Here is a 15066-nt window from a genome sequence, read left to right as displayed (position 1 = left end):
ATGTCGCTGGACGTCAACATCCCGGTCCCCTCGAAGTCGCTGCTCGCCGGCAACTACGAAGGCCAACTGACCGTCAACATCGCCGCTTTCTGATCTTTCAGAACGGCTTGAGACCCAAGGGCGTCGACATTCCGTCGGCGCCCGCTTCTCGTTAAGGGAGAACTACTGTGAAGCTTCAAGCTCTTCTCGCCGGAGTCGCCGCTCTCGCGCTGACCGCCGCTCCGGCCCTGGCCGGCGCCCCGCTCTACCAAGGCTCGGCCAGCGGCCCGTATGACGCCAACGGCAACGCGCAAAGCACCATCGGCACCTACACCGGTACGGCCCAACTGAACCTGGCTGAAAACTACGTCAACGGCCCGAACAACCAAGGCGACGTGTCGCTGCTGCTGATCACGGGCGGCGCCGCAGACAACAACGGCACGGCCTCCAACCAGGCCGGCGCGACCTTCACCCTGAAGGGCGCCGTGTCGACGGACTGCGCCTACTACACCGGCAACGCCTCGACCACGATCGACTTCGGCACCATCGGCATCTANCGGCGCGACCTTCACCCTGAAGGGCGCCGTGTCGACGGACTGCGCCTACTACACCGGCAACGCCTCGACCACGATCGACTTCGGCACCATCGGCATCTACGCCTCGGACAACACCGGCCCGGCCAACGCCTTTGACATGACCGCCCCGGCGAACGTGTCGATCGACACCAACCTGGCCGGCTGCAACACCTCCAACACCGTGACCGTGTCCAAGAACGACATCCGCGGCCTGGTGAACAACTCGGGCGCCGGTTATGACTCCAACGTCTTCCAGGCCAACCTGCCCTACTCGGTCCAAGGCAACTACACCGCCGGCGCCGTCGGCTCGGCCACGCCCGCGACCAACGGCAACTGGATCAACCTGGGCCTGAACGCCAACTCGACCCAGGCCAGCCACGGCGCCTGGAAGTCGGCCATGTCGCTGGACGTCAACATCCCGGTCCCCTCGAAGTCGCTGCTCGCCGGCAACTACGAAGGCCAACTGACCGTCAACATCGCCGCTTTCTGATCTTTCGGATCGGTTAGATCGGAAGAGCGTNATGTCGCTGGACGTCAACATCCCGGTCCCCTCGAAGTCGCTGCTCGCCGGCAACTACGAAGGCCAACTGACCGTCAACATCGCCGCTTTCTGATCTTTCGGATCGGTTCGTCGACCTGACGCGACAGGGGGGCCTTCGCGCCCCCCTGTTTGCGTTTCGGTCACCATTGTTACGCCATGCTGGGGGTCGGCTGGCGCGACGCTTGCAAAGGATTCGGCGCGACGGCTCGCGACGGGATTCCAAAAGCCGGCGCCAGATCGGCCTTCGGGGGAAAGACTGCCATGTTTTCATCGCTGAAGCTTCGTTTCGGCCGCGCGGCCGTGACGGCGGCCTGCCTGCTGGGCGCCGGGATCTTGATCCTGGCCACCGCCGGCGCCGCCTGGGCCATGCGCGTCTCGCCAATGGTCTCGGAGCTGACCACCACCGGCGCCGGATCGGCCGCCCGGATCGAGGTCGGCAACGTCGGCTCGGCCGCCCTGCCGTTCGAGACGCGCATCACCCGCATGGACATCGACGCCGACGGCAACATCGTCGAGACCGATGCCGACGAGGATTTCCTGGTCTTCCCGCCGCAGGGCGTGGTGCCGGTGGCCGGCCGCCAGGTCGTGCGCGTCCAGTGGGTCGGCGACGCCGCCATCGACACCTCGCGCGCCTACTATCTCTGGGTCCGCCAGCTGCCGGTGGCCACCGATCCCGACGCCGTGCCCGAAGACAGCGGCGCCGTCTCGGTGCAGGTGCTCTACACCATGAAGGCGCTGATCGTGGTCGCGCCGCCTGGGGCCGAACCCAGGGTCGAGGTGGTTTCCGTGACCCCCGCCATGGTCAGCCCGCCCGCGCCCGAGATCGACCCCAGCCTGTCGAACGGCGCTGCCCCGCCGCCCCCGCCCGAGGAGCCGGGCGTCGAGGTCGTCGTCTCCAACACCGGCAAGCGCTACGCCCTGATGAGCGGCGCCACCTGGATCGTCGAAGGCACCGACACCGCCGGCCAGCCCTTCCGCCGCGAATACGACAGCGGCGAAATCTCCAAGACCGTCGGCGTCGGCTACCTGGCCCCCGGCGGCGCCAAGCGCACCTTCAAGCTGCCCACCGGCGTGGCACTGGATCCGGCCAAGCCCGTCACGCTTCGGTTCGGACGATGAGACGCCTCGGGGGAAGCGTCTCGGCGTTGGCGTTGGCCTGGGGGCTGGCGTGCCTGCCGAACACGACCGCCCAGGCGGCGGTCCAGGGCATGGGCCAGGCGGTCGACGACGCCGCACAGACCGCGCGTGACGCCACCGCCGCGTTGAACCGCGCGAGCCTGGCCGCCGCCCAGGCCGCCGTCGCCGCCGTCGAGGACGCCCCGGCGCCGGTCCAGTCGACTTCGCCGACGCCCGAGCCCGCCCCGGCCCCGGCCGAAACGCCGGCGCCGCCCGCGACCCCGGCGTCGGTTCCCGCCGCCGCGCCCGCGGCCCGTCGCGACATCAACCCCTACGACCGCGACATCCCGATGACGGTGCCGCTGAACTTCAACAGCCGCGTGCTGGGGGAACTGCCCGTCGTCCTGACCCGCGACGACCGCTTCATCGTCGAAAGCGCGGGCTTCAAGACCCTGATCGACCCGCTGCTGACGCCCGAGGCGCAGCAGGAGCTGGCCGCCCGCCTGCAGGGCGTCGACTCCTTCGCGCCGGAAGAGATCAACGACACCGGCATCCAGCTGGACTACGACCCGGAGCAACTGGCGGTCCTGGTGCTGCGCATCGACCCCACCAAACGCTCGGTCGAATCCCTGTTCCGCGGCGGCAGCCCCGAGGAACCCGGCCTGCCGCCCGAGAATTTCAGCGCTTATCTAAACACCAACCTGTCGGTCCAGCGCCGGGAATCGACCGGCGACGTTCAGACGCCCAGCGTCTTCCTGAACGGCGCCATCCGCTTCAAGCGCCTGGTGTTCGAGGCGGACGTGCAGGGCCGCGAGGACCTGTTCACCGGCGACTACGAGGTCGAGCGTCGCTACGCCCGCTTCGTCTATGACCAGCCCGAGGACTATCGCCGCTGGTACTTGGGGGATCTGGAGCCGGAAATCCGCGGCCGCCAGGGTTTTTCCGAACTGGGCGGTGTCGGCGTGTCGCGCCAGCGGATGCGGTTCGATTCCTTCCGCAACAACGTCCTGGCCGGCGGCCGCCAGCTGGTGCTGCAGGAGGCCTCGACCGTCCGTGTGCTGAGGAACGGCGTCTTCGTGCGCGAATTTCGCCTGGACCCCGGCCAGTACGACCTGACCAACCTGCCGCTGGAAACCGGCTCCAACGACATCCAGCTGGAGATCCAGAACGATTCCGGCCGCGCTGAGACCGTCTCCTACAGCGCCTATCTGGACGCGATCGAGCTGGAACCCGGCGACTATGAATACGGCGCCTATGTGGGAGCGGTGAACAACGGGGTGTTCGGCTCGCCGGACTATTCCGAGGGCAAGGTCGCTTTCACCGGCTTCTGGCGCAAGGCGTTCGAGAACCGCCCCGCCGTGGGCATCGGCCTGCAGGCGTCCGAGGACGCTCAGACCGTTTCGGGCCAGAGCCAGCTGATCCTCAAGAACGGCGCGCGGGTGCGCCTGGACGCCGCCGTCAGCAACGGCGATCCCGGCGCGGGCTACGCCTTCGCCCTGGGCTTCGACCACATCGTCGACCTGGGCGACACCTACGACAGCTGGACGGTGGTGGCCGACTACACCTCCGAGGATTTCGCCACCATCGGCAATCCCACGGCCCAGAATCCCACCTCGTGGATCTTCTCGGGCGGCTATTCCCACCAGTTCTCGCAGGACTGGCTGGCCAACGTCAGCGCCTCCTATCGGATGAGCCGCAGCGACTTCATCGACGATTCCTATTCGATCAACGCCACCAGCACCTATCGCTTCGCCCCGCAATGGAGCGCGCAGCTGGGCCTGGAGTATTCGGACTTCGGCTCGACCTTCGGCGGTTTCCGCTCGGACGGCTTCGGCGCCACCTTCGCCCTGATCTGGCAGCCGCGCTACGATCGTCGCGCCGAGGCGCGCTACAACACCGCGCGCAACAGCGGCAGCGTGCGCTTCCAGCAGTCGACCGAGAACCGCGTCGGCTCCTACGGCTATTCGCTGACCTCGACCTATGACGACGGCCCGTCGACCCTGACCGGCCAGGTCGACTACGTCGCCAACCGCTTCGACGCCAGCCTCAGCCACACCACCTTTGGCCAGAACTTCTCCGACATCACCGAAGAGCAGGTCACGACCCTGCGCGTCGGCTCGTCCCTGTCGACCACGGGCGGCAAGGTGGCGGTCGGGCGCAACATCTACGACAGCTTCGCCATCGTCTATCCGCATGAGACGATCCGCGATCACTCGGTCATCGTCGGCGACAGCTTCCAGGGCGGCCGCTACACGGGCCGCAGCGGCCTGCTCGGCGGCGCCGTCGCCAACAACCTGACCGCCTACGTAAACCAGTCCGTCCGCTACGACGTGTTGGACGCGCCGCTGGGCTACAACATCGGCGACGGCATCGCCCGCGTGCGCCCGACCTATAAGAGCGGCTACGCCATCGAGGTCGGCAGCGCCAAGTTCGTCAGCGCCCTGGGCCGCCTGGTCGGCAACGCCGGCCGGCCCGTGGCCCTGATGTCCGGGCGCATCCGCCCCGCCGACTATCCGACGGCCGCGCCGGAGCTGTTCTTCACCAACTCCGTCGGCCGGTTCGCCATGCAGAACCTGGAGCCGGGCAAGCGTTATCGCGTCGAGCTGTTCTCGACGCCCGCCCTGGGCTTCGAATTCACCGTTCCCGCCGACAACGAGGGCCTGCTCGACCTGCAGGTCGTCAATGTGCCGCTCGACGTGCCCGAAGACTGAGAGCCGAGGAGGCTGAAATGACCCGTGTCCGCACCGCCGTCCTGATGACCGCCGCCGCCGCGGCGACCCTGATCGGGGCCGCGCCCGCCCTGGCTCAGAGTCAGGGTTGTCGCCTGTCCGTCGAGTCCGGCGCCGACAACTGGGCCATGCGCTACGACCCGTTCGATCAGGACGTCGCGGTCCAGGAGTTCGACGTCGCCGTGGTCAACCAGGGCGACGCCCCCTGCACCGCCGTCAGTCGGGTCGAGCTGCGCGGCGAACAGTTCGGCCTGACGCACGATGCCGGCGGCCCGCGCATGGCCTACGCCCTGGTCGACGAACGCGGCGGCGCCGACGTGACGCCCCGCGCCGGTCAGAGCGCGCGTCGCATCGGCGTACGGCCTCTGAAACTCGCCGCGGGCGAGCGCGGGCTGATGCGCTTCTCCTTCACCGCCGCACCTTCCGAAACCCTGTCGGCCGGTCTCTATTCCCAGAACGCCTTCATCAATCTGGAAACGCCGGACGGCCGACCGCTGGCGGAAAAACCCGTCACGCTCAGCCTCCAGGTGCCTTCGGCCGCCGTTATGGGTCTGAAGGGCGAGTTTCGTCGCAACGGCGGCACGCCGACGATCGACCTGGGGGAACTGACCCAAGGTGTTCGGCAGCTGCGCACGACCCTCTATGTTCTGAGCACGGCCGGATACAGCGTCTCGGTGGCCTCGCAGAACCAGGGCCGCCTGCGTCAGGGCGCCAGCGAATGGTATGTGCCCTATGGTCTGGTGCTGGGCGATCGCGACATGGACCTGTCGCGCGGCGGTCGGGTCGATGTGGTGTCGCGTCGCGCGCGACTGGACGACTATCCGCTGACGATCAGCGTCGGCAGCACGACCGGAAAGCGCGCCGGCGATTATTCCGACATCCTGACCTTTACGGTCGCCGCGCTTTAAGCGCCGGCGCCAAACAAAAAGAGGCGGGGACGTCGCGCGTCCCCGCCTCTTTTCAATTGAGATGCATGTCGCCGTCGATCAGATCGGCTGGATCGTCAGGGCCAGGATCAAAGGCTGTTCCAGTTCGACTTCGTCGAAGCGATAGGACACCGAACGGATCGTCGCGATGCTGGAGCGGCGCAGGGTCTGCATGCCGGACTTGTCCAGATCGAACGTCCGGTCGCCATAGAACATCACTGCTTTTTCGGTCAGCGACAACGGGCGATACTGGGCCGAGACGGTGAAGCCGCCGGGGCTGTTGCAGGCCTCGACCACTTCTCCAGAGCGACCGGCGGCCGCGAGGACGGGCGAGGTGGGCTTGACCCAGCACGCGACAGGCACGGTGGCGCGAAGGCGATAGGTGCCGCCTGCGGTCGGCCCGGCGAAGGCGGGAGCGGCGGCGGCGACCAGGCCGAGCCCGAGCGTGGCGGCGGCGAGAGCGCGAAGGATACCTTGGGTCATCTGCGGTTCCGATCTGCACATTGCAGAGGAACACTAGAACGCCGCCCGTTAAGGTCACGCGAGCGAAAACGCCTAACGCGGCTTAACCTTGATCGCCGACGTTAATGCGTCGGAAGGCATGATAATGTGCACAGGAATACTAAAGCGGACCCGGCCTAATCACTGATTGAGCTCAAGTCGCGCCGGACCTATGCGGTCTGTTCGATGACTGCCACCGCTTCATTCTCACGCGCATAGCGCTGGGCGATGATGGTGCAGGCGAACAGCTGGATCTGGTGGAACAGCATGATCGGCAGGACGATCAGCGGCACCGCGTGACCGGCGAACAGGATGCCGGCCATCGGGATGCCGGTGGCCATGCTCTTCTTGGAGCCGCAGAACAGGATGACGATCCGGTCGGGTCGATCGAACTTTAGCGCGCGGCCGGCGAAAAGGGTCAGGGCCAGGACGATGGCCAGCAGGGTGATGTTCAGACCGATGACCTTGGCCAGATCCAGCGGCGCGACCTGGGACCAGACGCCGGCGACGACGCCCTCGCTGAAGGCGGCATAGACGATCAGCAGGATGGAGCCGCGGTCCACCAGCCCCGTCAGCTTGGCGTGGCGGGTCAGCCAGTCCTTCAGCAGGGGGCGGCACAGCTGGCCCACGGCGAAGGGAGCCAGGATCTGCAGGCCGATGTCGAGGATGGACTGCAGATGGATGCCGCCATTGGCGCCGCCGATCAGCAGGGCGACCAGCAGCGGCGTCACGATCACGCCCAGCAGGTTCGACAGGCTGGCGCTGGTCAGGGCGCCCGCGACATTGCCGCCGGCGATGGAGGTGAAGGCGATGGACGACTGCACCGTGGACGGCAGCAGGCACAGATAAAGCATCCCCGTCAGCAGATCGGGCTGAAGCGACCCCCGCATCAGGAAGACCAGGCCCAGCCCCAACAGCGGAAACAGCAGGAAGGTCGACAGGAAGACCGTGCCCTGAAGCCGCCAGTGCAGCAGGCCCGCGCCGATGGCCGCCGGCGACATCCGCGCGCCGTACAGGAAGAACAGCAGGGCGATGGCGGCCTTGACCACCCCGTCCATGACCACGGCCGCCTGTCCGCTGGCGGGGAACAGCGCCGCCAGGATCACCATGCCGATCAGGGCCAGCAGATAGCCGTCGATCGGCAGGCGGGACAGGAAACGAGGCATGGACGGCTCAGGCTGCGGCGGGGTGACGCACAGATAGACGCATCAGCCCCCGCATTGAACCCGCGTCTTCAGGCCCCGGCGCGGTTCTTGACCAGATCGTCTACAACCGACGGGTCGGCCAGGGTCGAGGTGTCGCCCAGCGCGCCGATCTCGTTCTCGGCGATCTTGCGCAGGATGCGGCGCATGATCTTGCCCGACCGGGTCTTGGGCAGGCCCGGCGCCCACTGGATCACGTCGGGGGCGGCGATAGGGCCGATCTCGTGACGGACGTGAGCGACCAGGGCCTTTCTCAGATCCTCGGTCGCCTCGGCCCCCTTGTTCAGGGTGACATAGGCGTAGATGCCTTGGCCCTTGATGTCGTGCGGATAGCCGACCACCGCCGCCTCGGCGACATCGTCGTGCAGGACCAGCGCGCTCTCGACCTCGGCCGTGCCCATCCGGTGGCCGGAAACATTGATGACGTCGTCCACCCGGCCGGTGATCCAGTAGTACCCGTCCTCGTCGCGACGGCAGCCGTCGCCGGTGAAGTAGCGGCCCGGATAGGTCGAGAAATAGGTGTCGAAGAAGCGCTGGTCGTCGCCATAGACGGTACGCATCTGGCCCGGCCAGCTGTCGGTGATGCACAGATTGCCGGAAACGGCGCCCTCCAGGGGCTGGCCCTCGGCGTCCACGATCTGAAGCTCGACGCCGGGCAGGGGCAGGGTCGCCGAGCCGGGTTTCAGGTCGGTGGCGCCGGGAAGCGGCGTGATCAGATGGCCGCCCGTCTCGGTCTGCCACCAGGTGTCCACGATGGGGCAACGGCCGTCGCCGACCACCTCGTGATACCAGCGCCAGGCCTCGGGATTGATCGGTTCGCCCACCGTGCCGAGCAGACGCAGCGAGGCGCGCGAAGAGGCCTTCACCGGCGCATCGCCCTCGCGCATCAGGGCGCGCAGGGCCGTGGGAGCGGTGTAGAAGATCTCGACCTTGTGCTTGTCGACCACCTGCCAGAAGCGGCCGGCGTCGGGATAGTTGGGCACGCCCTCGAACATCAGGGTCGTCGCCGCATTCGCAAGCGGCCCATAGACCATATAGGAGTGGCCCGTGACCCAGCCCACGTCGGCGGTGCACCAGAAGACCTCGCCGGGGCGATAGTCGAAGACGAGCTCGTGCGTCCAGGCGGCCCAGAACAGATAGCCGCCCGTGGTGTGCAGCACGCCCTTGGGCTTTCCGGTCGAGCCGGAGGTGTAGAGGATGAACAGCGGATCCTCGGCGTTCATCGGCTCGGGCGGGCAGTCGGCGTCGACCTTGGCGGCCTCCTGCCCATAGTCGAAGTCGCGGCCCTCGATCATCGGCACGTCGGCGCCGGTGCGACGGATGACCAGGACGGTGTCGACCTTCACCTTCGTCAGGGCCTCGTCGACATTGGCCTTCAACGGAATGTGCTTGCCGCCGCGCAGACCTTCGTCGGCGGTGATGACCAGGTTGGAACCGCAGTCCTCGATCCGGCCGCACAGGCTGTCGGGCGAGAAGCCGCCGAAGACGACCGAATGCACCGCGCCGATCCGCGCACAGGCCAGCATGGCGTAGGCGGCCTCGGCGATCATGGGCAGATAAAGGGTGATCCGGTCGCCCTTTCTGGCTCCATGCGCCTTCAGCACATTGGCCATGCGGCACACCTCGGCGTGCAGTTCGCCGAAGGTGATGTGGCGGCTGTCGGCGGGATCGTCGCCTTCCCAGATGATCGCCGTCTCGTCCTTGCGGTGCGGCAGGTGACGGTCGATGCAGTTCGCCGAGACGTTCAGCACGCCGTCCTCGAACCAACGGATGCGGAAATCTTCCTTGTTGAAGGAGACGTCCTTGATCCGGGTCGGCGGGGTGATCCAGTCCAGACGTCTGGCCTGTTCGGCCCAGAAGGCGTCGGGCGTCTCTCGCGCGGCGATCCGCGCCGCCTCGTACGCCTCCCGGTCCATGTGCGCCTTTTCGGCCCAGTCGGCGGGGACGGGATAGAGGGCGGGATCAGGCACGCGAGACGTCTCCGGCATCAAATCAGAATCCGTATTTGGCGAACAGGATCAGTCGGGTCATGTCGCCGCTGGCGCCGGTTTCGATCTCGCGGTCTGCGAACATCAGCTCGGCGCCGACATCAAACGCCGTAACCGGCGACCAGATCAAGTTGGCGTGGAGGCTCTGTGCCGAACGGTTGGCGGCCAGGCCTGTGAAGGCCAGGTCGTTGTCCACCTTCTGCGCCGACCAGATCAGGCTGGAACGCCAGCCGGGTGCCCAGACGTGGCGATAGGCGGCGAAGCCGGCGACCACGCCGATCGCATCCAGATCGCCCGAGCCGTTCAGCACCGCGTCATTGGAGAAGTTCAGACCGACATAGCGGCCGATGCCTTCGCCGCCCGTCACCATCAGGCGCAGATCGTCCTTGGCGCCGACCTTGATCTTGGTGGAGGCCGACAGGCCCCAGCCCGTCGCAGTGGAATCGATGTTCGTCGCGGGATTCTGGTATTTCAGCTGACGCAGCAGGCCCGCGATCTGGAAGTCGCCCCAGGGCTTGGACACCGCATAGCGGGCGGTGAAGTCCGGGATGCTGTTGTCGTCGGCGACGATGCGCGCGCCGCCGCCGAACGGAGTCACCGTCGTCTCCGGGTTCTCGACCGAGACCGAGAAGGGCCCGCGGGTGTAGCGGACCTGGACCTGGCGGGCGAAGACCGTGCCCTCGGCCGCGCCGATGAAGTCGGCGGATTCAGGCAGGACGGCGGTGTTCTGGAAGTTGGTCCATTCCTGGCCGATCAGCCAGTTGTCGATGGTGATGAAGGCGCGACGCAGGGCCGGGTTGGCCGGGCTGGTGGTGCGCTGGTCGCCGGCGCCGGGCAGGGTCTGGAAGTCCATCTCCATCCGGGTGCCGATCTTGTGGCCGCCGATCATGCCGTCGGTTGTCAGCCAGAACCGAGTCTGGCGGGCGTTGAAGTCGGTCGCCGTATCCTCATCGGTCCCGCCGATGGGGATGGAGCCGGGAATATGGAATTCACGCAGCGCGTCGCCATTGACCGGATCGCCGCCGGAATAGCGAGTGGCGTAGGCGTCCACCTTGACGAAGCCGCCGAACTTGACCGTGTGGTCGCCGATGCGGAAGCCGTCGCCGGGTGCGGCGGGCGCCGCCGCTTGCTGGACCGGGGCGGGCGCAGCCGGGCGGGTCTCCAGGCGGATGATGTCCTGCTGTTGCGCCGCCTGCTGGGTTCGCGCGGCGACGACCTCGGACTTCAGGGCGTTCAACTGGGCTTCGAGCTGAGCGATGCGCGCCTCGAGCGCGGCCTGGTCCTGGGCCGAGGCCAGGCTGGGCGTCGCCATCAGCGCAACGGCGGCGGCTCCCGCCATCAGGCTTGTCTTGATCATGATGAACCTCCCGCGCCCGTCTCGCGCGGGCGTCCCTTTGACGACCTTTCCGCCTCCGGCCTCGGGGAGCCATTGGCCATTGGTCTAATTTCGACCAAAGTCGAACCGCGCCATGATGGCGACGACGCGGCCGGTCAGACGCCGCGCACGGAAGGAAGCCCATGGATCGCATCGTCGTCGCCGACGACCATCCCCTGTTTCGCGCCGCCCTGCGCTCGGCCGTCGACAAGGCGACGCCGGGCGCGGACGTGGTGGAATGCGCCAGCCTGGCCGAGGCCCGGGCCGCGATGGTCGCGGGGCCCGTCGATCTGTTGCTGCTGGATCTGAAGCTGTCGGACAGCGAGGGGATGGCGGGCCTCGCCGCCGTGCGGGCCGAACAGCCGACCGTGCCGGTGGCGGTGGTCTCGGCCAGCGAGGACGCGCCGGTGGTGCGTCACGCCCTAGGTCTGGGCGCCGCCGGCTTTATTCCCAAGTCTTCGTCCCTGCCGCAGATGGTCGAGGCGATCGCCGCCATCCTGGCCGGCGACAGCTGGGCGCCGGATGTGCCCGAGGCCGACGACGATCTGGCCGGCCGCGTGGCCAGCCTGACGCCGTCGCAGCTGCGGATCCTCGAAGGGCTGAAGGCTGGCCGGCTGAACAAGCAGATCGCCTTCGACCTGGGCGTCTCCGAAGCCACCATCAAGGCGCATCTGACCAGCGTGTTTCGAAAGCTGGGCGTTCACAACCGGACCCAGGCGGTGATCCTGGCTAAGTCGCTGGACCCGGCTTAACTAGACAGGAAGGCCTTCAGCGCCGCTGGCTTGATCGGCTTGGGAAGAAGGACGGCGCCGGCCGCCGTGGCCTGTTCGTTCAGCCCGTCGCGGGTGTCGGCCGTGACCAGGGCGATGCGGCGCACGCCCTGGGGCCTCAGCCAGTCGATGACGGCGAAGCCTTCGGGCCCGTCGCCCAGATGCAGATCGACCACGGCGGCGTCGAACGGCCCTTGCGCCGCCTTGGCCGCCTCGACGCTGGCGACCAGCGTCGGCCGCGCGCCCCAGCGGGTGAGCAGGGCGTTCAGCGCGTCCAGGATCACCGGCTCATTGTCCACGCACAGCACGCGCAGACCCGCCAGCGGCAGGCGCGCCTCGCGCACCGGCGGCGCCTCGGCGGGCAGGTCGGCCGCGCTGCGCGGCACGGTGATGCGGAAGGTCACGCCGCGCCCCACACGGGAACTCAGCTCCAGCGGGTGATCGAGCAGGCTGGACAGGCGGCGCACGATGGCCAGGCCCAGGCCTGCGCCCGGTTCGTCGACAGCGCCCGGCAGACGCACGAACTCGCCGAAGACGGTTTCGTGTTCGGTGTCGGGGATCCCGCGTCCGGTGTCGCAAACGAACAGTTGCACCGTCTCGCCCCGCCGACGCGCCCCGACCAACACCCGGCCGGCGTCCGTATAGCGGATGGCGTTGGCCACCAGATTTTGCAGCATGGAGCGCAGCAGATCACGGTCGGACGCGACCCACAGGCCGCTGGACATCACGGTCAGATTCAGACCCTTGGCCTCGGCCACGGGCGCGAACTCGCGGCGCAGTTCGTCGAACAGGCCGCCCAGCGACAGCCGCGCGACATTTGTCCGCACGCCGCCGGCCTCCAGCTTGGACAGGTTCAGCAGGGCGGTCAGCAGACGGTGGGCGCTGTCGATGGCGCGGTCCGCGTTGACGGCCAGGGTGCGGCTGGTCGCGTCTTCCAGCGCCGGCTCTTCCTTCAAGGCGGCGATGAACAGGCGGGCGGCGTGCAGCGGTTGCAGCAGGTCGTGGCTGGCGGCGGCCAGGAACCGGGTCTTGGAGGCCGTGGCGTCCTCGGCCACGCGCCGGGCCTCGTCCAGTCGGGCGGTGCGGTCCGCAACGCGCGCCTCCAGCCGTTCGTTGGCCTCTTCCAGCTCACGCGCGGCCTGGCGCAGGGCGGTGATGTCGGTGTAGCTGGTGGCGTAGCCGCCGCCGGGGATCGGCGCGCCGGAGGAGCGCAGCACTCGGCCGTCGGGCTGCTGGCGTTCGTGGTCGTGGGGGATGCGGCGGCTCAGCGCTTCCAGCCGCCGCTCGACCCAGGCCTCGATGTCGTCGGGGCTCTCGCCGCGCTCGGCGTTCAGGCGATAGATGACGGCGATGGGCAGGCCGACGTGGACGAAGCCGGGCGGCAGGTCGAACATGGCGACGTAGCGCCGGTTCCAGGCGGTGACGCGCAGATCCTCGTCCACCACGATCACGCCCTGGTCGATATTGTCGAGCGTGGTCTGCAGCAGGTCGCGGTTGAACTGAACGGCCTGGGACGCCTCGTCCAGCATCCGCACCACGTCCTCGGGCGCGCGGCCGACCCCGGCCAGGGCCGCCGCGATGACCCGACGGGCAGAGGCCGCGCCGATGGCGCCGGCCAACATCCGCTCGGCGGCGCGGGCAAGCGCCGCATCGGCCGGGTCGGCGTCGCGGAGCCTTGTGTCGGTCTCATCGCCCCAGGCGGTGAAGGCGCGCTCGGCCCGTTCGTCGCCGATGAAGCGGGCGACCAAGGCGCGCAGATCGCCGACCGAGGCGCCCGACGGCGCGGGCCGGGCCTCCATCCAGTCCGGTCCCAGCCGATCCACGAAGGCGCGGGCCTGGACCCGGTCGATCAGGCGGGGCTGAGCAAACCGCGACACGCCGACATATGCCGCCAGGTTCAGCGCCAAGCTGACGAAGACGCCGAGCGCCAACGGATCCTTGACCCCCAGCATGACGTGCAGGTGCCAGGGCGCGCCGGGCGACAGCTGGGGCATGGCCAGCATGACGATCCAGACGCCCATGCCGACCGTCATGCCCGCCAGCGCCCCCTGCGCATGGCCGCCGCGCCAAAGGACCGCCCCGAACAGGGCCGGCGCCAGCTGGGCCATCGCCGCGAAGGACACCAGCCCCATGGCCGCCAGGCCGCGCGACTGGTCCGTCGCCTGATAATAGAGCCAAGCCAGCAGCAGGACCGCGACGATGGCCCCGCGCCGGACCTGAAGGATGGTCCCAGCCATGTCGGAGGCGTCGCCGCGCACCCGCCAACGCTCGCGCGCCAGGAAGGGCAGGATCAGGCTGTTGGACACCATGGCCGACAGGGCGACGGCCTCGACGATGACCATGGCGGTGGCGGCGGAAAAGCCGCCGACGAAGACCACGGCCGTCAGCAGGGTCTCGCCGCGCTGGAACGGCAGGGCCAGCACCAGCAGGTCCGGATTGACCGAGGGCGCAAACAGGGCGCCGGCCGCCACAAGCGGCAGCACCGCCAGACTGGTGAGCAGCAGATAGAGGGGAAAGATCCAGCGTGCCCGCTTCACGTCCGACGGCTGACCGCCCTCGACAAAGGCGACGTGGAACTGTCGCGGCAGGCAGAAGATGGCCAGGGTGGACAGCAGGGTGATGGCGGTGAAGCGCGGCGTGACCTCGGGCGGCGCGGCCAGGGCGCCCAGGCCCTCGATGATGCGCGGCGGCGAGCCTTCGTTCAGCAGCAGGACCAGGGCGAAGACGGCGACGAACAGCAGGGCGCCCAGCTTGACCATCGACTCCAGGCCGATGGCCTGGATCAGGCCGCGATTGTGCTCGGTCAGGTCGGGACGACGGGCGCCGAATAGAATGGCGAAGAAGGCCAGGACGCCGGCCAGCACCAGGACCGTCAGACCCTCGGACCCCGCCACCGGCGTGCCGGCGGTCAGCAGGGCGCCGGCCATCGACAGCGACTTCAGCTGCAGCGCGATATAGGGCAGCGACCCCAGGATGGCGACGACGGTGACCGCCGCGCCCAGGGTCTGGCTCTTGCCGTAACGCGAGGCGACGAAGTCGGCCATGGAGCCCACGTTCTCGCGCCGGGCGGCCGCCGCGATCCGGCGCCACAGCGGAAACAGCAACGTCAGGCCGATCACCGGGCCGATGTAGATGGGGAGATACTCCCACCCGTCGCGCGCCGCCGTGCCGACCGCGCCATAGTAGGTCCATGAGGTGCAGTAGATGGCCAACGAAAGGGCGTAGACCGACGGCCCCAGCCCCTTGCCGCGCGCGCGCGCCGACGGCCGTTCCTGAGACCAGGCGACGGCGAACAGCACCGCCATATAGGCGGCGACCAGGCCGAGGATCGTCAGGCTGAACATCGGGGCATCTGAACCGGGCA

9 protein-coding genes are annotated in these 15066 nt (G+C 68.3%); 4 read left to right on the top strand and 5 right to left on the bottom strand.

Features of this window, described 5'->3' with window-relative positions:
- Positions 1-1356: 1356 nt before the first annotated feature.
- The 3 genes from ASF81_RS07290 to ASF81_RS07280 are packed head-to-tail and all read left to right on the top strand — an operon-like array spanning position 1357 to position 5848.
- On the top strand, positions 1357-2214 hold the full coding sequence (locus ASF81_RS07290; protein ID WP_162237581.1) for a fimbria/pilus periplasmic chaperone: 858 nt from the start codon (positions 1357-1359) through the stop codon (positions 2212-2214).
- On the top strand, positions 2211-4922 hold the full coding sequence (locus ASF81_RS07285; protein ID WP_156363175.1) for a fimbria/pilus outer membrane usher protein: 2712 nt from the start codon (positions 2211-2213) through the stop codon (positions 4920-4922). The genes ASF81_RS07290 and ASF81_RS07285 overlap by 4 nt, the downstream gene beginning before the upstream one ends.
- 17 nt (positions 4923-4939) lie before the next feature.
- A complete protein-coding gene (locus ASF81_RS07280; RefSeq protein ID WP_055806855.1) occupies positions 4940-5848 on the top strand; it encodes a hypothetical protein in 909 nt (302 codons plus the stop codon).
- Positions 5849-5926: 78 nt separating this feature from the next.
- Here ASF81_RS07280 and ASF81_RS07275 read toward each other — a convergent pair whose 3' ends face one another.
- The 4 genes from ASF81_RS07275 to ASF81_RS07260 form a co-directional block, all read right to left on the bottom strand.
- Positions 5927-6349, bottom strand: coding sequence for a hypothetical protein (locus ASF81_RS07275; RefSeq protein ID WP_055753852.1), 423 nt, complete (start codon positions 6347-6349; stop codon positions 5927-5929).
- Positions 6350-6537: 188 nt separating this feature from the next.
- On the bottom strand, positions 6538-7533 hold the full coding sequence (locus ASF81_RS07270) for a bile acid:sodium symporter family protein (protein WP_055806852.1): 996 nt from the start codon (positions 7531-7533) through the stop codon (positions 6538-6540).
- A 68-nt stretch (positions 7534-7601) separates the two neighbouring features.
- Positions 7602-9557, bottom strand: a complete 1956-nt coding sequence (acs, locus tag ASF81_RS07265; RefSeq protein WP_055807029.1) for an acetate--CoA ligase — start codon at positions 9555-9557, stop codon at positions 7602-7604.
- Positions 9558-9561: 4 nt separating this feature from the next.
- A complete protein-coding gene (locus ASF81_RS07260; protein ID WP_055806849.1) occupies positions 9562-10914 on the bottom strand; it encodes a DcaP family trimeric outer membrane transporter in 1353 nt (450 codons plus the stop codon).
- A gap of 161 nt (positions 10915-11075) precedes the next feature.
- On the opposite strand from ASF81_RS07260, the gene ASF81_RS07255 reads away from it, so the two are divergent.
- Positions 11076-11684 (top strand): response regulator transcription factor, encoded by a 609-nt coding sequence (locus ASF81_RS07255; protein ID WP_055806844.1) that lies wholly within the window; start codon positions 11076-11078, stop codon positions 11682-11684.
- Here the strand turns inward: ASF81_RS07255 and ASF81_RS07250 are convergent.
- Complete coding sequence (locus ASF81_RS07250; protein WP_055806841.1) at positions 11681-15046, bottom strand: PAS-domain containing protein; 3366 nt, start codon at positions 15044-15046, stop codon at positions 11681-11683. The two genes, ASF81_RS07255 and ASF81_RS07250, sit on opposite strands and share 4 nt — an antisense overlap.
- Positions 15047-15066 lie beyond the last annotated feature (20 nt).

Source organism: Brevundimonas sp. Leaf168 (assembly GCF_001423685.1).
GTDB lineage: Bacteria > Pseudomonadota > Alphaproteobacteria > Caulobacterales > Caulobacteraceae > Brevundimonas > Brevundimonas vesicularis_C.
Note: the sequence above shows the minus strand (reverse complement) of the source record. Positions and strands in the feature narration are given on the sequence as shown.

Coding starts and splice junctions, on each gene's coding strand:
- ASF81_RS07290 (WP_162237581.1), top strand. CDS start 1,357: ATGTTTTCATCGCTGAAGCTTCGTTTCGGCCGCGCGGCCGTGACGGCG.
- ASF81_RS07285 (WP_156363175.1), top strand. CDS start 2,211: ATGAGACGCCTCGGGGGAAGCGTCTCGGCGTTGGCGTTGGCCTGGGGG.
- ASF81_RS07280 (WP_055806855.1), top strand. CDS start 4,940: ATGACCCGTGTCCGCACCGCCGTCCTGATGACCGCCGCCGCCGCGGCG.
- ASF81_RS07275 (WP_055753852.1), bottom strand. CDS start 6,349: ATGACCCAAGGTATCCTTCGCGCTCTCGCCGCCGCCACGCTCGGGCTC.
- ASF81_RS07270 (WP_055806852.1), bottom strand. CDS start 7,533: ATGCCTCGTTTCCTGTCCCGCCTGCCGATCGACGGCTATCTGCTGGCC.
- acs (WP_055807029.1), bottom strand. CDS start 9,557: ATGCCGGAGACGTCTCGCGTGCCTGATCCCGCCCTCTATCCCGTCCCC.
- ASF81_RS07260 (WP_055806849.1), bottom strand. CDS start 10,914: ATGATCAAGACAAGCCTGATGGCGGGAGCCGCCGCCGTTGCGCTGATG.
- ASF81_RS07255 (WP_055806844.1), top strand. CDS start 11,076: ATGGATCGCATCGTCGTCGCCGACGACCATCCCCTGTTTCGCGCCGCC.
- ASF81_RS07250 (WP_055806841.1), bottom strand. CDS start 15,046: ATGTTCAGCCTGACGATCCTCGGCCTGGTCGCCGCCTATATGGCGGTG.